The sequence below is a fragment of the Serratia sp. SSNIH1 genome, from assembly GCF_002935055.1.
In the GTDB taxonomy this organism is placed as follows: Bacteria; Pseudomonadota; Gammaproteobacteria; order Enterobacterales; family Enterobacteriaceae; genus Serratia; species Serratia nevei.
On record NZ_CP026383.1, the window covers coordinates 1,275,442 to 1,293,571 of the forward strand.

Annotated in this window: 17 protein-coding genes and 1 pseudogene; 12 read left to right on the top strand and 6 right to left on the bottom strand. The window is 60.9% G+C overall.

The window, feature by feature from the left end:
• Positions 1–141: 141 nt before the first annotated feature.
• A complete protein-coding gene (locus C3F38_RS06010; RefSeq protein ID WP_055316079.1) occupies positions 142–1,482 on the bottom strand; it encodes an aromatic acid/H+ symport family MFS transporter in 1,341 nt (446 codons plus the stop codon).
• A 327-nt stretch (positions 1,483–1,809) separates the two neighbouring features.
• On the opposite strand from C3F38_RS06010, the gene queE reads away from it, so the two are divergent.
• The gene (gene queE, locus C3F38_RS06015) at positions 1,810–2,481 is read left to right on the top strand and encodes a 7-carboxy-7-deazaguanine synthase QueE (protein WP_047728915.1); all 672 of its coding nucleotides are present in this window, start codon (positions 1,810–1,812) and stop codon (positions 2,479–2,481) included.
• Between the two features lie 30 nt (positions 2,482–2,511).
• Here the strand turns inward: queE and queD are convergent, their stop codons facing one another.
• Complete coding sequence (gene queD, locus C3F38_RS06020; RefSeq protein WP_004932638.1) at positions 2,512–2,871, bottom strand: 6-carboxytetrahydropterin synthase QueD; 360 nt, start codon at positions 2,869–2,871, stop codon at positions 2,512–2,514.
• A 436-nt stretch (positions 2,872–3,307) separates the two neighbouring features.
• Between queD and cysJ the strand changes: the two genes are divergently transcribed.
• The 3 genes from cysJ to C3F38_RS06035 all read left to right on the top strand — a co-directional run bounded on the left by cysJ (position 3,308) and on the right by C3F38_RS06035 (position 7,621).
• Positions 3,308–5,110, top strand: a complete 1,803-nt coding sequence (cysJ, locus tag C3F38_RS06025) for an NADPH-dependent assimilatory sulfite reductase flavoprotein subunit (RefSeq protein WP_055316080.1) — start codon at positions 3,308–3,310, stop codon at positions 5,108–5,110.
• Complete coding sequence (cysI, locus tag C3F38_RS06030) at positions 5,110–6,825, top strand: assimilatory sulfite reductase (NADPH) hemoprotein subunit (RefSeq protein ID WP_048232662.1); 1,716 nt, start codon at positions 5,110–5,112, stop codon at positions 6,823–6,825. Before cysJ ends, cysI begins: the two co-directional genes overlap by 1 nt.
• A 61-nt stretch (positions 6,826–6,886) precedes the next feature.
• A complete protein-coding gene (locus C3F38_RS06035) occupies positions 6,887–7,621 on the top strand; it encodes a phosphoadenylyl-sulfate reductase (RefSeq protein WP_055316081.1) in 735 nt (244 codons plus the stop codon).
• A gap of 55 nt (positions 7,622–7,676) precedes the next feature.
• On the opposite strand, the gene C3F38_RS06040 is transcribed toward C3F38_RS06035, so the two are convergent.
• Positions 7,677–8,747, bottom strand: a complete 1,071-nt coding sequence (locus C3F38_RS06040) for an aminopeptidase (protein WP_047730792.1) — start codon at positions 8,745–8,747, stop codon at positions 7,677–7,679.
• A 261-nt stretch (positions 8,748–9,008) separates the two neighbouring features.
• Here C3F38_RS06040 and cysG point away from each other — a divergent pair, with 261 nt between their 5' ends.
• From cysG to C3F38_RS06065, 5 genes are all read left to right on the top strand, one after another.
• Complete coding sequence (gene cysG, locus C3F38_RS06045) at positions 9,009–10,439, top strand: siroheme synthase CysG (RefSeq protein WP_038871905.1); 1,431 nt, start codon at positions 9,009–9,011, stop codon at positions 10,437–10,439.
• A 22-nt stretch (positions 10,440–10,461) separates the two neighbouring features.
• Positions 10,462–11,370: a sulfate adenylyltransferase subunit CysD gene (cysD, locus tag C3F38_RS06050; protein WP_004932620.1), complete on the top strand. Its 909-nt coding sequence runs from the start codon at positions 10,462–10,464 to the stop codon at positions 11,368–11,370.
• 11 nt (positions 11,371–11,381) lie between these two features.
• Complete coding sequence (cysN, locus tag C3F38_RS06055; RefSeq protein ID WP_103767489.1) at positions 11,382–12,809, top strand: sulfate adenylyltransferase subunit CysN; 1,428 nt, start codon at positions 11,382–11,384, stop codon at positions 12,807–12,809.
• Positions 12,748–13,437 carry an adenylyl-sulfate kinase gene (gene cysC / locus C3F38_RS06060; protein WP_077791524.1) on the top strand — a complete coding sequence of 230 codons (690 nt, stop codon included), beginning with the start codon at positions 12,748–12,750 and terminating at the stop codon, positions 13,435–13,437. Before cysN ends, cysC begins: the two co-directional genes overlap by 62 nt.
• An 85-nt stretch (positions 13,438–13,522) precedes the next feature.
• Positions 13,523–13,849: a DUF3561 family protein gene (locus C3F38_RS06065; protein WP_004932611.1), complete on the top strand. Its 327-nt coding sequence runs from the start codon at positions 13,523–13,525 to the stop codon at positions 13,847–13,849.
• A 52-nt stretch (positions 13,850–13,901) separates the two neighbouring features.
• Here C3F38_RS06065 and C3F38_RS06070 read toward each other — a convergent pair whose 3' ends face one another.
• From C3F38_RS06070 to C3F38_RS06080, 3 genes are all read right to left on the bottom strand, one after another.
• Complete coding sequence (locus C3F38_RS06070; protein WP_055316083.1) at positions 13,902–14,624, bottom strand: amino acid ABC transporter ATP-binding protein; 723 nt, start codon at positions 14,622–14,624, stop codon at positions 13,902–13,904.
• Positions 14,608–15,327, bottom strand: a complete 720-nt coding sequence (locus C3F38_RS06075; RefSeq protein ID WP_042706788.1) for an amino acid ABC transporter permease — start codon at positions 15,325–15,327, stop codon at positions 14,608–14,610. The genes C3F38_RS06070 and C3F38_RS06075 overlap by 17 nt, the downstream gene beginning before the upstream one ends.
• Before the next feature lie 113 nt (positions 15,328–15,440).
• Positions 15,441–16,211 carry a basic amino acid ABC transporter substrate-binding protein gene (locus C3F38_RS06080; protein ID WP_047728904.1) on the bottom strand — a complete coding sequence of 257 codons (771 nt, stop codon included), beginning with the start codon at positions 16,209–16,211 and terminating at the stop codon, positions 15,441–15,443.
• Positions 16,212–16,614: 403 nt separating this feature from the next.
• Here C3F38_RS06080 and ftsB point away from each other — a divergent pair, with 403 nt between their 5' ends.
• The 3 genes and pseudogenes from ftsB (at position 16,615) to ispF (ending at position 18,129) form a co-directional block, all read left to right on the top strand.
• Positions 16,615–16,935: a cell division protein FtsB gene (ftsB, locus tag C3F38_RS06085; protein ID WP_016929043.1), complete on the top strand. Its 321-nt coding sequence runs from the start codon at positions 16,615–16,617 to the stop codon at positions 16,933–16,935.
• Positions 16,936–16,938: 3 nt separating this feature from the next.
• Positions 16,939–17,643 (top strand): annotated as a pseudogene (gene ispD / locus C3F38_RS26350) (2-C-methyl-D-erythritol 4-phosphate cytidylyltransferase); the annotation flags it as partial.
• Between the two features lie 12 nt (positions 17,644–17,655).
• Entirely contained in the window at positions 17,656–18,129 is a 474-nt protein-coding gene (gene ispF, locus C3F38_RS26355) for a 2-C-methyl-D-erythritol 2,4-cyclodiphosphate synthase (RefSeq protein ID WP_004932594.1), read from the top strand.
• Position 18,130 lies beyond the last annotated feature (1 nt).

Sequence of the window (18,130 nt, forward strand, 5' to 3'; positions counted from 1 at the left end):
TTCGGCAAAAATGAATTAAAAATGACTCATTTTTGGGCTGCTAGTCACAATATTTTTACAGACTGATTACAGTTGGCGACGGAGGATAAACAAGCCCTATCACCGCGGGAAGAAAGCCCGCCGTGGGCGGGCTTGCCAGGCTCAGGCGGCCGGTTGCAGCATCGGCTTGCGGCTCATCTTGCATACCGTGGCGATGGCGGCGATCAGCGCCGGTACGCACAGGAACATCAGGATGCTCTGCACTTCCCATTGCATCGCCAGCAGTTGGGCGCCCATCATGGTGCCGGCGACGCCGCCGAAGCGGCCGATGCCCTGCATCCAGGCGATGCCGGTGGCGCGGCTGTGGGTGGGGTAGAAGGTGGCCGCCAGCGTTTGCAGCCCGGACTGCGCACCGTTCATGGTGACGCCCATCAGGAAGATGAAGGCGCCCAGCAACACGATCTGCTCGTCTTCGGTCGCCATCGCCACGATCAGCAGGGCGGTGACGACAAAGCCACTCGAGACGACCTTGTGCGCATTCCAGCGATCCATCAGCCAGCCGGCTACCAGGATGCCGAGCGTGCCGCCAAAGGTGAACAGCGAGGTGAGCATCGCCGACTGTTCCAGCTGATAGCCCAGCCCCTGCATCAGGATTGGCATCCAGCTCAGCAACACGTAGTAGATCACCAGCCCCATGAAGTAGGTCACCCACAGCATCAGCGTGCCGAGCAGGTAAGGGCGGCTGAACAGCAGGCCGACGCTGGTCTTGGCCTGCGTCAGCTTCTCTTCGTATAGATAAAAACGCGTCACGCCGTCAAGGCTCTGGCTGACGAAGCGTTGCGCGATGCGCTTGATCTTCGCCGCATCTTGCCCGCGGTTGACCATATATTTGACCGATTCCGGCAGCAGCAGGATCAGCAAGACCGTCAACGCCAGCGGCGCAATGGCGCCGAGCAACAGCACGCTGTGCCAGCCGTAGCTCGGGATCAGCCACGATGAAATGGCACCGCCGCCGGCCGCGCCCAGCGGAAAGCCGCAGTACATGGTGTTGATCGCCAGCGAACGGCAGCGCTGCGGCGCGTATTCGGAGATCAGCGTGATGGCGTTGGGCATCGCCGCTCCCAGCCCGAGGCCGGTGAGGAAACGCCACAGCGTCAGGCTATTGAGCGAGCCGGCGTAGGCGGTGGCCAGGCTCGACAGGCCGAAGAACAGGCAGGAAAACACCAGCACGCGCTTGCGGCCAATGCGATCGGAGATTGGCCCGGCGATCAGCGCGCCGAGCGACAGCCCCAGCAGCGCGGCGCTCAGCACCGGCCCCAGATCCTGTTTGACGATGCCCCAGTCTTTGGCGAGCGAGGGGGCGATATAGCCCATGGCGGCGGTATCGAAACCGTCGATGGCGAGGATCAGGAATCCGAGAATGATCAGGGTCCAGTGAAACAGCGAAAACTTGCTGTCGTCGATGGCCTGCTGAATGTTCAACTCGCTGGTGGAATGAGTCATGGCACCCTCTAAACGCAGATGTAGTCGTGATGGATGGAGCGTGGCCGAAACTGGCGCTCGGCTTGTGTTTGCTTGTATATACATCTGCGCGTCGGCGCTTTATGTCAAATATAATTATCTTATTTGTTAATTGCGTGTTGTTTTCTGTGGGGCAGGTTGCACCGTGGATGAAAGGCCAAAGCCCGACTCACAAATTAAATGAGCGCCATTGGCGGTGGGATATGCTGGCGGCGGCGCGGAGAATAAAATTTAATACAATTTTGGCCGTTTGGTCGGCGGGCCGGAATCTGCGATAATCGCTTTTTACTTTTCCAGATTGAGAAACTGATGCAGTACCCGATCAATGAGATGTTCCAAACCTTGCAGGGCGAAGGCTTTTTCACCGGCGTGCCGGCCATTTTTATCCGCCTGCAGGGCTGCCCGGTAGGGTGCAGTTGGTGCGATACCAAACATACCTGGGAAAAGGAAGCCAATCGGGAAGTCGACCTGCAACGGATCCTGGTCAAAACAGAGGAAAGCGACGCCTGGGGCAATGCCGGCGCCGAGCAGCTGCTGGCGGTGATGCGCCAACAAGGTTACACCGCGCGCCATGTGGTGATCACCGGCGGCGAACCCTGCATCTACGATCTGACGCCGCTGACCGAGCTGTTCGAACAGCATGGCTACGGCTGCCAGATTGAGACCAGCGGCACCCACGACATTCGCTGTTCTGCCAAAACCTGGGTGACGGTTTCGCCAAAGGTGAATATGCGCGGCGGCATGAAGGTATTGGATCAGGCGCTGCGGCGCGCCGATGAGGTGAAGCATCCGGTGGCGCGCGAGCGCGACATCGAGGCGCTGGACGCGCTGCTGGCGACGCTGCAGGACGACAAGGCACGGATTATTGCGCTGCAGCCGATCAGCCAGAAAGAAGAGGCGACCCGCCTGTGCATCGAAACCTGCATCGCGCGCAACTGGCGGCTGTCGATGCAGACCCACAAGTATCTGAACATCGCCTAAAATCAGGGCGCCTTTGCGGCGCCCTTTCTTTTAACCTTTATATACGCATCCCGCAGTACAGGTCTCTTTCACCATCACCGCAGTCAGTTCCGGCAACTGGGGCTTGAGCTGCTGCCAAATCCAGGCGGCGAGCACTTCGCTGGTGGGATTTTCCAATCCTGGAATATCGTTCAGATAATGGTGATCCAACCGCTCCCAGATCGGGGAAAACACAGCCTTGAGCTCGGCGAAATCCATCACCCAACCGGTGTGGGGGTCCACTTCACCGGTCACTTCCAGACGCACCATAAACGAATGCCCATGCAGGCGGCCGCATTTATGGCCCTCCGGCACGTGCGGCAAACGGTGTGCGGCTTCAAACTGAAAATCTTTAAACAGCGTGGTTGCCATTATTACGGCCTCATTGACTCAAAAACCGCCGCATAGTACCGGAAAGCGCGTCTGCTTGCCATTTATACCGTTATGGTCTAGCGCCGCGATAACCGCGCCCGGTTAACACTTTTTTTGTTTGGTGTTTGCGGCACCTATCGGCTGGGGTAATGAGCCGAAATGTTGAACGGTGAAAAAACGATGAAAAAAAGCGCTTTAATTTCATCTGGATAAAAAACTTTGTTTAACGGTTTAAGCGTTATCCCTTACCAGAAAAACAGCTTAGTCATTTTGGTTATGATTTATTGCTATCCCTTATTTAATCGTTGCTATTCTGCTCGGTAACCTTACAAACTCTCCTGATCTTTTCCGCACACCCGACGCAGCGAAGAGACAGCGACTGACACTGGCGCGCGCCTGGCAGGAAAGGCGCTAAGTATAGGAAATAAGTACTGCAATGACGACTCAGGCTCCTCCAACATCTTTGCTCCCGCTGACGCCCGAACAGCTGGCGCGCCTGCAGGCGACGATCGGCGACTATTCGCCGACGCAGCTGGCGTGGCTGTCCGGCTATTTTTGGGGCATGGTCAATCAACAGCCCGGAGCCGTGGCCATTGCGCCTGTCGCCCCTGCGGCTGCCGCCGGCATCACCATCATTTCCGCTTCGCAGACCGGCAATGCGCGCCGCCTGGCGGAGCAGCTGCGCGACGATCTGCTGGCCGCCAATCTGAGCGCCACGCTGATCAGCGCCGGCGACTACAAGTTCAAGCAGATAGCCCAAGAGCGCCTGCTGGTGATCGTCGCCTCCACGCAGGGGGAGGGCGAACCGGCGGAAGAAGCGGTGGCGCTGCATAAATTCCTGTTCTCGAAGAAGGCGCCGAAGCTGAATGATACCGCTTTTGCGGTGTTCGGGCTGGGCGACACCTCTTATGAGAATTTCTGCCAGTCAGGTAAAGATTTCGACGGCAAGCTGGCCGAGCTGGGCGCCGAGCGCCTGGTGGAGCGCGTGGACGCCGACGTGGAGTACCAGGAACTGGCCGCCGCCTGGCGTAAACAGGTGGTATCGGTGCTGAAAGCGCGCGCGCCGGCGGAAAGCGCCGCGCCGGGCGTGTTGGCCAGCGGCGCGGTCGATCTGATCGACAGCAGCCCGTACAGCAAGGAACAGCCGCTCACCGCCCAACTGGCGGTCAATCAGAAAATTACCGGCCGCGCGTCGGATAAAGACGTGCGCCATATCGAGATCGATCTGGGCGACTCCGGCCTGCGCTATCAGCCGGGCGATGCGCTCGGCGTATGGTTCGACAACGATCCTGCGCTGGTGGACGAACTGGTGCAGCTGTTGTGGCTGAAAGGCGACGAGCCGGTCGAGGTGGAAGGGCAAACCCTGCCGCTGGCGCAGGCGCTGCGCAGCCATTTCGAACTGACGCAGAACACCACGCCGATCGTCGATAAATACGCCGCGCTGTCGCGCGACGAAACGCTGATCGGCCTGTTGGCGGATAAAGCCGCGCTGCAGCGCTATGCGCACAACACGCCGATCGTCGACATGGTGCGTCAGGCGCCGGCGGATCTGAGCGCCGAACAGCTGGTCGGCCTGCTGCGCCCGCTGACGCCGCGCCTGTACTCCATCGCCTCTTCGCAGGCGGAGAACGAAAGCGAAGTGCACATCACCGTGGGCGTGGTGCGTTACGATATCGACGGGCGCGCCCGCAGCGGCGGCGCCTCCGGCTTCCTGGCGGATCGCCTGGAGGAAGACGGCGACGTGCGGGTGTTTATCGAACACAACGACAACTTCCGCCTGCCGGCCAATCCGGAAGCGCCGGTGATCATGATCGGTCCGGGCACCGGCATCGCGCCGTTCCGCGCCTTTATGCAGCAGCGCGACGCCGACGGCGCCGGCGGCAAGAACTGGCTGTTCTTCGGCAACCCGCACTTTACCGAAGATTTCCTGTATCAGGTCGAATGGCAGCGCTACGTGAAAGACGGCCTGCTGACCCGCATCGATCTGGCCTGGTCCCGCGACCAACAACATAAAATATACGTACAAGACAAACTGCGCGAACAGGGCGCGGAAGTGTGGCGCTGGATTCAGGAAGGCGCGCACATTTACGTCTGCGGCGATGCCAATCGCATGGCGAAAGACGTGGAAAACACATTACTGGAACTGGTGGCCGAGCACGGTGGCATGGATACCGAGCAGGCGGATGAATTTTTAAGTGAGCTGCGCCTTGAGCGCCGTTATCAGCGAGATGTTTACTGATGAGTGATAAACACCCCGGGCCTTTGGTAGTCGAAGGCAAACTGGCCGATGCGGAGCGCATGAAGAAGGAGAGCCACTTCCTGCGCGGCACCATCGCCGAAGATTTGAACGACGGCCTGACCGGCGGCTTCAACGGCGACAACTTCCTGCTGATCCGTTTTCACGGCATGTATCAGCAGGATGACCGCGATATTCGCGCTGAACGCGCCGAGCAGAAGCTGGAGCCGCGCCACGCCATGATGCTGCGCTGCCGCCTGCCGGGCGGCATCATCAGCCCGCAGCAGTGGCTGGGCATCGACAAGTTCGCGCAGGAGAGCACGCTGTACGGTAGCATTCGCATCACCAACCGCCAGACTTTCCAGTTTCACGGCATTCTGAAAGGCAACGTCAAACCGGTGCACCAGCTGCTGAACCGCCTGGGGCTGGACGCGCTGGCGACCGCCAACGACGTGAACCGTAACGTGCTGTGCACCTCCAACCCGGTGGAGTCCGAGCTGCATCAGGAAGCCTACGAGTGGGCGAAGAAGATCTCCGAACACCTGCTGCCGCGCACCCGCGCCTACGCTGAGGTGTGGCTGGATCAGGAAAAGGTGGCCACTACCGACGAAGAGCCGATTCTAGGGCCGACCTATCTGCCGCGCAAATTCAAAACCACGGTGGTGATCCCGCCGCAGAACGACGTCGATCTGCACGCCAACGACATGAACTTCGTGGCGATCGCCGAAAACGGCAAGCTGGTAGGCTTCAACCTGCTGGTGGGCGGCGGGTTGTCCATCGAGCACGGCAACAAGAAAACTTACGCGCGCCAGGCCAGCGAGTTCGGCTACATTCCGCTCGAACATACGCTGGCGGTCGCGGAGGCCGTGGTGACCACGCAGCGCGACTGGGGCAACCGCACCGATCGCAAGAACGCCAAAACAAAATACACGCTGGAGCGCGTCGGGGTGGACGTTTTCCGCGCCGAAGTGGAAAAGCGCGCCGGCATCACCTTCGCGCCGATCCGGCCGTATGAATTCACCGGCCGCGGCGATCGCATCGGTTGGGTGAAGGGCATCGACGATCGGTGGCACCTGACGCTGTTTATCGAGAACGGCCGCCTGCTGGACTATCCGGGGCGCCCGCTGAAGACCGGCATGGCGGAGATCGCCAAGATCCATAAAGGCGACTTCCGTCTGACGGCGAACCAAAACGTGATCATCGCCGGCGTGCCGGAAAGCGAGAAGGCGAAGATCGAATCCCTGGCGCGCGATCATGGCCTGATCGATGACGAGATCAGCGAGCAACGCAAGAACTCGATGGCCTGCGTATCGTTCCCGACCTGCCCGTTGGCGATGGCGGAGGCCGAGCGCTTCCTGCCGCAGTTCGTCACCAAGGTGGAAGGGATCATGCATCGGCACGGGGTGGGCGACGAGCATATCGTGCTGCGCATCACCGGCTGCCCGAACGGCTGCGGCCGCGCGCTGCTGGCGGAGCTGGGGCTGGTGGGCAAGGCGGTCGGCCGCTATAACCTGCATTTGGGCGGCAACCGCGAAGGCACGCGCATTCCGCGCATGTACCGCGAGAACATCAACGAAGACGAGATCCTGGGCGAGATCGACCTATTGGTGGGGCGCTGGGCGAAGGAGCGCAACGCCGGCGAAGGCTTCGGCGACTTCACCGTTCGCGCGGGCATCGTCAAACCGGTACTGGATCCGGCGCGGGATTTCTGGGAGTGAGACCGGGCGGCCCCTGGGCAGAGGGGCCGTACAGGTAATTTCAAGTAGCAGGAGAGACAACATGGCTGAATTCGTTCTGGCGGCGCTGAACGCGTTGCCCAAATCCGGGCAGGCGCTGGCATTGGCGGTGGTCAACGGCCAACTGGAGACCCTCAGCGCCGAACAACGCGTTGCATGGGCGCTGGAGCATCTGCCCGGCGAGTTCGTACTCTCGTCCAGTTTCGGCATTCAGGCGGCGGTATGTCTGCACCTGGTGACGCGCATCCGGCCGGATATCCCGGTGATCCTGACCGATACTGGTTACCTGTTCCCGGAAACCTACCGCTTTATCGATCAACTGACCGACCAGCTGAAGCTGAATCTGCAGGTGTTCCGCGCCGAACAGTCTCCCGCCTGGCAAGAGGCGCGCTACGGCAAGCTGTGGGAACAGGGCGTGGAAGGGATTGAAAAGTACAACCAGATCAACAAGGTTGAGCCGATGAACCGCGCGCTGGAGACGCTGGGGGCACAGAGCTGGTTCGCCGGCCTGCGGCGCGAGCAGTCCGGCAGCCGCGCCAATCTGCCGGTGCTGGCGGTGCAGCGCGGGGTGTTCAAGATCTTGCCGATCATCGACTGGGACAACCGCAAGATTTACCAGTATCTGACCGAGCACGGGCTGAGCTATCACCCGCTGTGGGAGCAGGGCTACCTGTCGGTAGGCGATACCCACACCACCCAGAAGTGGGAACCGGGTATGAGCGAGGAAGAGACGCGTTTCTTCGGGCTGAAGCGCGAGTGCGGCCTGCACGAAGGCTAAACGAGGCGAATCACACGACAGGGCTCAGCAATGCTGGGCCCTGTTTTTTTGCGGGCTACTTTTTCTTCTGTGCTTTCGGCGGGTGCGCCTGCGCCAGCTCTTTGATCAGCGGCAGCAGGATCTGCACGCTGTCGCGGCTGCGTTTGTCGATCCGCCCCGGCAGGTAGCGATCCAGGTACTGCAGGTTGTCATACTGCGGGCGGTGCCAGGTGATGCCCTGCGGGAAGTGCGGGCTGACGGCGCGCTGCTGGTAGCCGTCCTTGTCGCCCAGCGACCAGTTGGTGGCCTCCACCGACAGCACCGGGATGCCCGCCGCATCGAACACCTCTTGATCGGAGCAGCAGCCGGTGCCCTTCGGATGCTGTGTGCTGCCCGGATTGCTGGCGGCGGCGATGCCGTAGCGATGGGCGATATCCAGCGCGCGATCGCGGGAGCGTTTCGCCATCTGCGGCGGCGTGTTGCGCCCGGCGTTGAAGTACAGACGATCGCCGGTGATCAGGCTGTCGAGGTTGATCACCAGCACGGTGTTGCTTTTCTCTTCCGCGCTCATGCGCTGCAGGTAGTTCTGTGCGCCCAGCGAGCCGAGCTCTTCGGCGCTGGTGGCGACGAAGCGCAAGCCGTAGGCGGTGGGGATGCTCTTCAGGCGCTCCGCCAGTTCCAGCATTACGCCGATGCCGGAGGCGTTGTCGTCGACGCCCTGCAGCGTCAGGCCGCCGAGGTTGTTATCCAGATCTTCGTCGCTCTGCGGCGTGTAGGTGTCGAAGTGGGCGACGATCACTATCTGTTTCGGACTGTCGCCGTTGCGGGCGGCGATCACCGAGCTGGCGGTGACGTTGTTCCAGTTCTTCTTGCCGTCTTTGCTGGTGTAGAGATAGCGCGTGTTGACGCTGCGAATGTCGCTTTGGTAACCCATCTTGCTGAACTGCTGCTTCAGGTAGTCGGCGGTGAGCAATTCGGCCGGGCTGCCCGCCATGCGGCCGGGGAAGTAAGTGGCGATGTGGCGGGTCTGTTCGGCGGCGAAACGGCCCATTGGCGCGTCTTTTGCGGGCTGTGCGGCACAAACGCTGAAGACGCCGCCGAGTGCGAGGGCCAGCAGGCTGGTCTTCAGGTAAAAACGGGAAAACATACCGAAAAATCCTTCTTTGCTATCGGCGCTGCCGATCATTTTTCTGCGGCACCCAGTATGAGACGCCGGGCGGCATTACACAATTTCCCCGTCTCTTAATTTTCGCGCGAATGCGCAAACCGCCGCCGCAGTTATCACCGTTTGCCTCTGGCGTTGCGGCCTATATTCCATAAAGGAACTAATCATTCCTTTTCGTCATTTCAGAGGCTAAATCTCAGCCCGTATAGTCACACTATCTTTCTGTTATATGAAAAGGCTGTTGTGGACTATCTACCAATATTCGCCGATCTGAAACAACGTCCGGTGCTGGTCGTTGGCGGCGGTGACGTGGCTGCGCGCAAAGTCGATCTGCTTCAGCGCGCCGGGGCTGAAATACGGATAGTTGCGCAGTCGCTCTCACCGGAACTGGAACTACAACGTCAGCGAGGGCAACTGCTCTGGCTGGGGAAAACCTTTGACCCGCCGCAGCTGGACGACGTGTTTCTGGCGATCGCCGCCACGGACGACAACGCGCTGAACGCCGCGGTGTTCGCCGAAGCGGATAAACGCCGGGTGTTGGCCAACGTGGTGGACGACCAGCCTCGCTGCTCGTTTATCTTCCCATCGATCATCGATCGCTCGCCGCTGGTGGTGGCCGTATCGTCCAGCGGCCAGGCGCCGGTGCTGGCGCGGTTGCTGCGCGAAAAGCTGGAGGCGCTGCTGCCCGCCAGTTTGGGGCAGATGGCGCAGGTGGCGGGCCGCTGGCGCGGCCAGGTCAAACAGCGGCTGGCCTCGATCGGCGAGCGTCGCCGTTTCTGGGAGAAAACCTTCGGCGGCCGTTTCGCCACGCTGGTGGCCAACGGCCAGACGGCGCAGGCGGAGCGGCAGCTTGAGCAGGATTTGCAAAGCTTCGCCGCAGGCGATGAAGGCGCGCAGGGTGAGATAGCCTTGGTGGGCGCCGGGCCGGGCGACGTGGGGCTGTTGACCCTGCGCGGGCTGCAGGTGATGCAGCAGGCGGACGTGGTGCTGTATGACCATCTGGTCAGCGGCGAGATCCTCGATCTGGTGCGCCGCGACGCCGAGCGCATCTGCGTGGGCAAGCGCGCCGGCGCGCACTCGGTGATCCAGGAAGAGACCAACCGGCTGTTGGTGGAGCTGGCGCAGCAGGGCAAACGCGTGGTGCGCCTCAAGGGCGGCGACCCGTTCATCTTTGGCCGGGGCGGCGAAGAGCTGCAGGTAGCCGCCGCCGCCGGCATTCCGTTCCAGGTGGTGCCGGGCGTCACGGCCGCTGCGGGGGCGACCGCCTACGCCGGCATTCCGCTGACGCACCGCGACCACGCGCAGAGCGTGACCTTTATCACCGGCCACTGCCGCCCCGACGGCGATGGCCTGGACTGGGCCGATCTGGCCCGGGCGCGGCAGACGCTGGCTATCTACATGGGCACCATGAAGGCGGCGGACATCAGCCAACGCCTGATCGCCCACGGCCGCGCTGCCGATACGCCGGTGGCGGTGATCAGTCGCGGCACGCGCGCCGATCAGCAGGTGCAGATCGGCACGCTGGATCAACTGGAACATCTGGCCCAACGGGCGCCGCTGCCGGCGCTGCTGGTGATTGGCGAAGTGGTGGAACTGCATCATCAAATCGCCTGGTTCGGGCATCAATCGCAGACGGAAGGGGCCGCGCGCCCGGCCGTCGTGAATTTGGCATAGGCAAGGCTTTTAAGGACCTGTTATGGACGAAAAACGACTCACTCATTTGCGGCAATTGGAGGCGGAGAGTATCCATATCATCCGTGAAGTCGCCGCTGAATTCGCCAACCCGGTGATGCTTTACTCCATCGGCAAAGACTCTTCCGTGATGCTGCATTTGGCGCGCAAGGCGTTCTTCCCCGGCACGCTGCCGTTCCCGCTGCTGCACGTCGATACCGGCTGGAAGTTCCGCGAAATGTACGAGTTCCGCGATCGCACCGCGAAAGAGTACGGCTTCGAGCTGCTGGTGCATAAAAATCCGGAAGGGGTGGCGATGGGCATCAACCCGTTCGTGCACGGCAGCGCCAAGCATACCGACATCATGAAGACCGAGGGCCTGAAGCAGGCGTTGAACAAGTACGGTTTCGACGCCGCCTTCGGCGGTGCGCGGCGCGACGAGGAGAAATCGCGCGCCAAAGAGCGCATCTATTCGTTCCGCGATCGCTTCCACCGCTGGGATCCGAAAAACCAGCGGCCGGAGCTGTGGCACAACTACAACGGCCAGATCAACAAAGGGGAGAGCATCCGCGTCTTCCCACTGTCGAACTGGACCGAGCTGGACATCTGGCAGTACATCTTCCTGGAAAAGATCGACATCGTGCCGCTGTACCTGGCGAAACCGCGCCCGGTGGTGGAACGCGACGGCATGCTGATGATGGTGGACGACGATCGCATCGATTTGCAGCCGGGCGAAGTGATCAGCCAGCGCATGGTGCGTTTCCGCACCCTGGGGTGCTGGCCACTGACCGGCGCAGTGGATTCGCAGGCGCAAACCCTGCCGGAGATCATCGAAGAGATGCTGGTCTCCACCACCAGTGAACGCCAGGGGCGGATGATCGACCGCGATCAGTCCGGCTCGATGGAGCTGAAAAAGCGTCAAGGGTATTTCTAAGGAGCCGCCGGATGAACAACGCAATCGCACAACAAATCGCTGACCAGGGCGGCGTCGAATCCTACCTGCACGCGCAGCAACACAAGAGCCTGCTGCGCTTTCTGACCTGCGGCAGCGTCGACGACGGCAAAAGCACCCTGATCGGTCGCCTGCTGCACGATACCCGCCAGATCTACGAGGATCAGCTGTCGACGCTGCACAGCGACAGCAAACGCATCGGCACCCAGGGCGAGAAGCTCGATCTGGCGCTGCTGGTGGACGGCCTGCAGGCCGAGCGCGAACAGGGCATCACCATCGACGTGGCCTATCGCTATTTCTCGACCGAAAAACGCAAATTTATCATCGCCGATACCCCAGGGCATGAGCAGTACACCCGCAACATGGCCACCGGCGCCTCCACCTGCGATCTGGCGATCCTGTTGATCGACGCGCGCAAAGGGGTGCTGGACCAGACTCGTCGCCACAGTTTTATCGCAACCCTGCTGGGCATTCGCCATCTGGTGGTGGCGGTGAACAAAATGGATCTGGTGGACTACCAGGAAACGGTGTTCGAGCAGTTCAAACAGGATTACCTGACCTTTGCCCAGCAGCTGCCAGGCGATCTGGATATCAAATTCGTGCCGCTGTCGGCGCTGGACGGCGACAACGTGGCGAGCGAAAGCGCCCATATGCCGTGGTACAGCGGCCCGACGCTGCTGGAAGTGCTGGAGAGCGTTGACGTGGTCAGCGAGCGAGAAAACCAGCCGCTGCGCTTCCCGGTGCAGTACGTCAACCGCCCGAACCTCGATTTTCGCGGCTATGCCGGCACGCTGTCCGCCGGCGTGGTGCGGGTGGGGCAACGGGTCAAAGTGCTGCCTTCCGGCGTGGAGTCCAGCGTGGCGCGCATCGTGACCTTCGACGGCGATCTGCAAGAGGCGGTGCCGGGCGAGGCGATTACGCTGGTGCTGAAGGATGAGGTGGACATCAGCCGCGGCGATCTGCTGGTCGACGCCGGCGAAAGCCTGCAGGCGGCGCAGAGCGCGCTGGTGGACGTGGTATGGATGGCCGAGCAGCCGCTGGTGCCGGGCCAGAGCTACGACATCAAGATCGCCGGTAAAAAGACCCGCGCCCGCGTGGAGAGCATCCGCCATCAGGTGGAGATCAATACGCTGGCGCAGCACCCGGCAGACACGTTGCCGCTTAACGGCATCGGTCTGGTGGAGCTGACCTTCGACGAACCGCTGGTGCTGGGCAGCTATCAGAGCAATCACGACACCGGCGGGCTGATCTTCATCGATCGCATGAGCAACGTCACGGTAGGCGCCGGTCTGGTGCGCGAAACGCTGCAGGCCACCCCGGCGGCGCACGGTGAGTTCAGCGCCTTCGAGCTGGAGCTGAATGCGCTGGTGCGCAAGCACTTCCCGCACTGGGGCGCACGCGATCTGCTCGGTGGTCGATAAGGTGGCCGCCGAACTGAGGGCGACCGGGCCGGACGATGAGAACGTGGTTTGGCATCCGCACGCGGTGACGCGCGCGGATCGCGAAGCGCGCAACGGCCATCGCGGCGTGGTGCTGTGGTTTACCGGGCTGTCCGGCTCGGGCAAATCCACCGTCGCCGGCGCGCTGGAGCAGGCGCTGCACGGGCTCGGCGTCAGCACCTATCTGCTGGACGGCGATAACGTGCGCCACGGCCTGTGCCGCGATCTCGGCTTCTCTGACGAGGATCGGCGCGAGAACATCCGCCGGGTGGGGGAAGTGGCCAAACTGATGGTGGATGCCGGGCTGGTGGTGCTGACCGCGTTCATTTCGCCGCACCGCGCCGAGCGCCAGATGGTGCGCGAAATGCTCGGCGACGATCGCTTTATCGAAGTGTTCGTCGACACGCCGTTGGCGATCTGCGAGGCGCGCGATCCGAAGGGATTGTATAAAAAAGCGCGCGCCGGCGAGCTGCGCAATTTCACCGGTATCGACGCGGTTTACGAGGCGCCGCAGCAGCCGGAAATCCACCTTGATGGCCAACAATTGGTAACAAATTTGATTGCGCAATTGTTAGACGTGTTGCGTGGTCAGGCTATTATCAAACCCTGAATTCAAAAAAAAGCGTGTGGCGTTTTTCGCCATGCGCTTTTTACTCTAAGCCGCCGCAGAGCGAGCCGAATAACCAGGGATCACTATGCAAAATGTCACGCCTATCTTGATCGACTCCAAGCAGTCAAAACAGGAGAGAGAGGAGCCTTCTTATTCTTTCCTGGGCGGCGTCAGCGGCTTTGTTTTCTACTGGCTGGCGTTCGCGTTGCCGTTCCTGGTTTACGGTTCCAACACGCTGTTTTTCCTGCTCTATACCTGGCCGTTCTTCCTGGCGCTGATGCCGCTGTCGGTGCTGATCGGCATCACCCTCAGCATGCTGTTGCGCGGCCGTCTGATCCTGACGCTGCTGCTGACCGGCGCCATCGTGCTGTGCCTGTTCTGGCTGGTGTTCAGCTTCTTGACCGGGTGGTGAGAGAGCGGGCGCCGCTGCCGGCGCCCGAAGGATTGCAAAGCGGTGCCGAAGGTTACAAAACTTTGCTCAGAAACGCCTGTGTGCGCGGATTGGCCGGATGGCTGAAGATCTGCTGCGGCGCACCTTCCTCCTGAATGATCCCCTGATCGATAAACAGCACCCGATCGGCCACCTCGCGGGCAAAGCCCATCTCATGCGTGACCACCACCATGGTCATGCCCTCGTGTGCCAGCGATTTCATCACCGCCAACACTTCGCCCACCAGCTCCGGATCGAGCGCGGAGGTGGGTTCGTCGAACAGCATGATCTTCGGCTCCATCGCCAGCGCGCGGGCGATCGCTACCCGCTGCTGCTGGCCGCCGGATAGGCTGTTGGGGTAGGCGTCTATCTTGTCGAGCAGCCCGACCTTGTGCAGCAGCTGCTCGGCTTGCGCGATGGCTTCGGCGCGCGGCCGTTTCTTCACGCACACCGGTGCCATAATGATGTTTTCCAACACCGTCATGTGCGGGAACAGGTTGAAGCGCTGGAACACCATACCCACGCTTTCACGCATCTTGTTCAGGTCGGTTTTTTGATCGTGGACGGCGAAGCCGTTGACCTCGATCTCGCCGCCGGAGAGCGTTTCCAGCGCGTTGATGCAGCGCAGGAAGGTGCTTTTACCCGAGCCGGAAGGGCCGATGACGCACACCACTTCGTTGGCGGCGATCCGGCAGGAAATGCCGCGCAGCACGTGGCTCTCGCCGAACTGTTTTTGCAGGTTATGTACGCGAATCACTTTTACCGAACCTCTTTTCCATGTGTTGCACTAACAGCGAGAGCAGGAAGGTGATGACCCAATAGACCAGCGAAATGGTCAGGTAGGGCTCCCAATAGGTGGCGTAGGCGCCGGAGACGGTGCGGGCGGCATAGGCCAGATCCGCCAGGCCGATGGCGGAGGCCAGCGACGAATCCTTGACGATGGCGATGGCGTTGTTGCCCAGCGGTGGCAGCATACGGCGGAAGGCCTGCGGCAGGATCACCTGGCGCATGGTCTTGCCGTAGCTCATGCCCAGCGAGCGCGAGGCCTCCATCTGGCCGCGATCGATCGATTGGATCCCGGCGCGGAAGATCTCCGATACATAGGCGCCGGCGTTGAGCGTGATCGCCACTACGCAGGAGAGAAAGGCACCGTAGTCGGCGCGCAGCGCGCGGGCAAAATCGACGCTCATCAGGCCGCTGGTGACCAACAGGCCGTCGCGTGGGTTGATGAACAGCGGTACCAGCGCGAAGTGCACCACCATGATTTGCACGAACAGCGGCGTGCCGCGAAAGGCGCTGATGTAAATGCGCACCGGCCACTGAACGCCGTAATGCAGGATGGGTTTCCAGATGCCGTGCGGCGCCTGCGCCAAACGGCCCAGCCCGAGGATCAATCCCCAGGTGGTGCCGAGCAGTACGCAGATAATGGTGCATTTGATGGTCATCCAGGCGCCTTCCATAAACAGCGGCGCGTATTCCTGGATGATCTCCCAGCGGAAGTTCAAAGGGTATTCCTTCTTGGTAGGCTGAAACGGGGGGCGCCGACGGCCTGGCGGGCGCCGGCGACAGGGCATTATTCCGCCGGCAGCGTCGGTACGTTGCTGTCGAACCAGGTTTGGTAAATCTTGGCGTAGGTGCCGTCGGCGACGATTTTCTTCAGGCCGGCGTTGATCTTGTTACGCAACTCATCGTTGCCTTTGGCGACGGCGATGCCGAAATACTGGCGCTCGAACTTGGCGTCGGGCACCAGCTTGAAGGCTTTCTCAGGGTGGGTTTTGATATAGAACTTGGCCACGCCGACGTCGCCGACCGCCGCGCCGATGCCGTCTTCATACAGCTCCTGCAGCATCAGCGGCGTATTGTCGAAGCGCTTGATGGCGGTGCTGTTTTTGCCCAGTACGTCGGACACCACGATGTCGCCGGTGCTGGAGTTCACCACGCCGACCTTCAGCGCTTTCAGCGCGGCGATGGAGTCTACCGTCGAGTCCTGCGGCACCACGATAGCCTGCTCGGCCGGGAAGTAAGGCGCCGAGAAATCAACCATTTGTTTGCGCTTGTCGGTGATGGTGATGCCGGAAATGATGATGTCGCGATCGCCGGAATTCAACGTGGCGAAGATCCCCTCCCACGGCGTATTGATCAGTTTGATCTGGAAGCCTTCGGCCTTGGCCACCGCTTTGATGATGTCGATGTCGAAACCTTCCAGCTGTTTTTGGCTGTTTTCAAATTCGAACGGCCGATAGGTGCCGCCGGAACCGACGACGTAGGTAGATTCAGCCGCCAACGCGGCGGTGGAGAAGGTGGCGGCCAGGCAGGCGCCGATCAGAACTAAACGTTTTAACATCGCGATCCCCGATAATGAAAGGTTATATATTGGAATTATTTATGCACTAGTAATGCATAAAAATAAGTCTCAATGAATGAAAGTACAAGCCCTGCATAAGGAATATTATTTGTATGGTGTTAAATATTCACTTTTTGCGTTGCGACGGAGTAAGCGATGGGGCAGAAAGCGGGGAGGCAGTGGTTCTTGCTGCATAATAGGTGAAGGGCAGTGTGTGCCTCATTGGAAAACACGTCGTGCGCATCCGGTGTAAGGGGCTTTTTTTGCCGCTTTCGCCGCGGAATTAGGCGGTAAACTCGGTAACCCTTCATCCGTATTCTGAATTTGGCGTTGAAATGCCGCTCTCAGTGTGGAGTCCAACGAAAAGTTGTGGGATGATTGGTCGGTTTTTCAGGGGGCGGAGATGGGAAAACTTACGCTGCTATTGCTGGCATTGCTCGGTTGGTTACAGTATTCACTGTGGCTGGGCAAAAATGGTATTCACGATTACGTGCGAGTCAATGAAGACGTTGCGGTCCAGCAGGGCAACAACGCCAAGTTGAAAGCGCGTAACGATCAGCTGTTTGCCGAAATCGATGATTTGAACGGCGGTCAGGAAGCGATCGAAGAGCGAGCGCGTAATGAGCTGGGTATGATCAAGCCCGGTGAGACTTTCTATCGTCTGGTTCCTGACCAATCCAGACGCAACGCGGCGTCTTCCTCGCAAAATAACGCACAAAAATAACGCATGAATCACTCCGCAGGCACCTTTCCTTCGGTGATTGCCGTCCTGCCCGCTGCCGGTATCGGCAGCCGCATGCAGGCGGAATGCCCGAAGCAATATTTAACCATCGGCCGGCACAGCATCGTCGAGCACGCCATCCACGCCCTGTTGCGTCATCCGCGCATTGAGCGGGTGATCGTGGCGATCGGCCCCGAAGATCGCCAGTTCGAACAGTTGCCGATCGCCCAGGATCCGCGGGTGATCGTCACTGAGGGCGGCAAACAGCGCGCCGATTCGGTGATGGCCGGGCTTAAACTGGCGGGCGATGCGGACTGGGTACTGGTGCACGACGCTGCACGCCCCTGCCTGCACGCCGACGATCTCGAGCGCCTGCTGGCGATCACCGCACACAGCAAGGTCGGCGGCATTCTCGCCGCACCGGTGCGCGACACCATGAAACGCGCCGAACCCGGCAGCGAAACCATCGCTCACACCGTCGAACGCCAGGATCTGTGGCACGCGCTGACGCCGCAGCTGTTTCCGCTGCCGCTGCTCAAGCAGTGCCTGCAGCGCGCGCTGGATGAAGGTGCGAACGTCACCGACGAAGCCTCGGCGCTGGAGCATTGCGGTTATCATCCGCAGCTGATCGCCGGCCGGGCGGACAACATTAAAGTAACGCGGCCGGAGGATTTGGCGCTGGCGGCGTTCTATTTGACTCAGTTGGACAATAAGGAGCGCACCATGCGTATCGGTCACGGTTTTGACGTACATAAATTCGGCGGCGAAGGCCCGTTGGTGATCGGTGGCGTTCGCATCCCTTACGACAAAGGTTTGCTGGCCCACTCCGACGGCGACGTCGCGCTGCATGCCGCGACCGACGCCCTGCTGGGCGCGGCGGCGCTGGGCGATATCGGCAAGCTGTTCCCCGATACCGATCCGGCGTTCAAAGGCGCCGACAGCCGCGAGCTGCTGCGCGAAGCCTGGAAACGCATCCGCGCCAAAGGATACCGCCTCGGCAACCTCGATATCACCATCATCGCTCAGGCGCCGAAAATGGCGCCGCACATCCCGCAGATGCGCGTCTTCCTGGCGGAAGATCTGCAGTGCCATATGGATGACGTCAACGTGAAGGCCACCACCACCGAGCAGCTCGGTTTCACCGGGCGAGGCGAGGGCATCGCCTGCGAAGCGGTCGCCTTGCTGATCAAGGAATAAC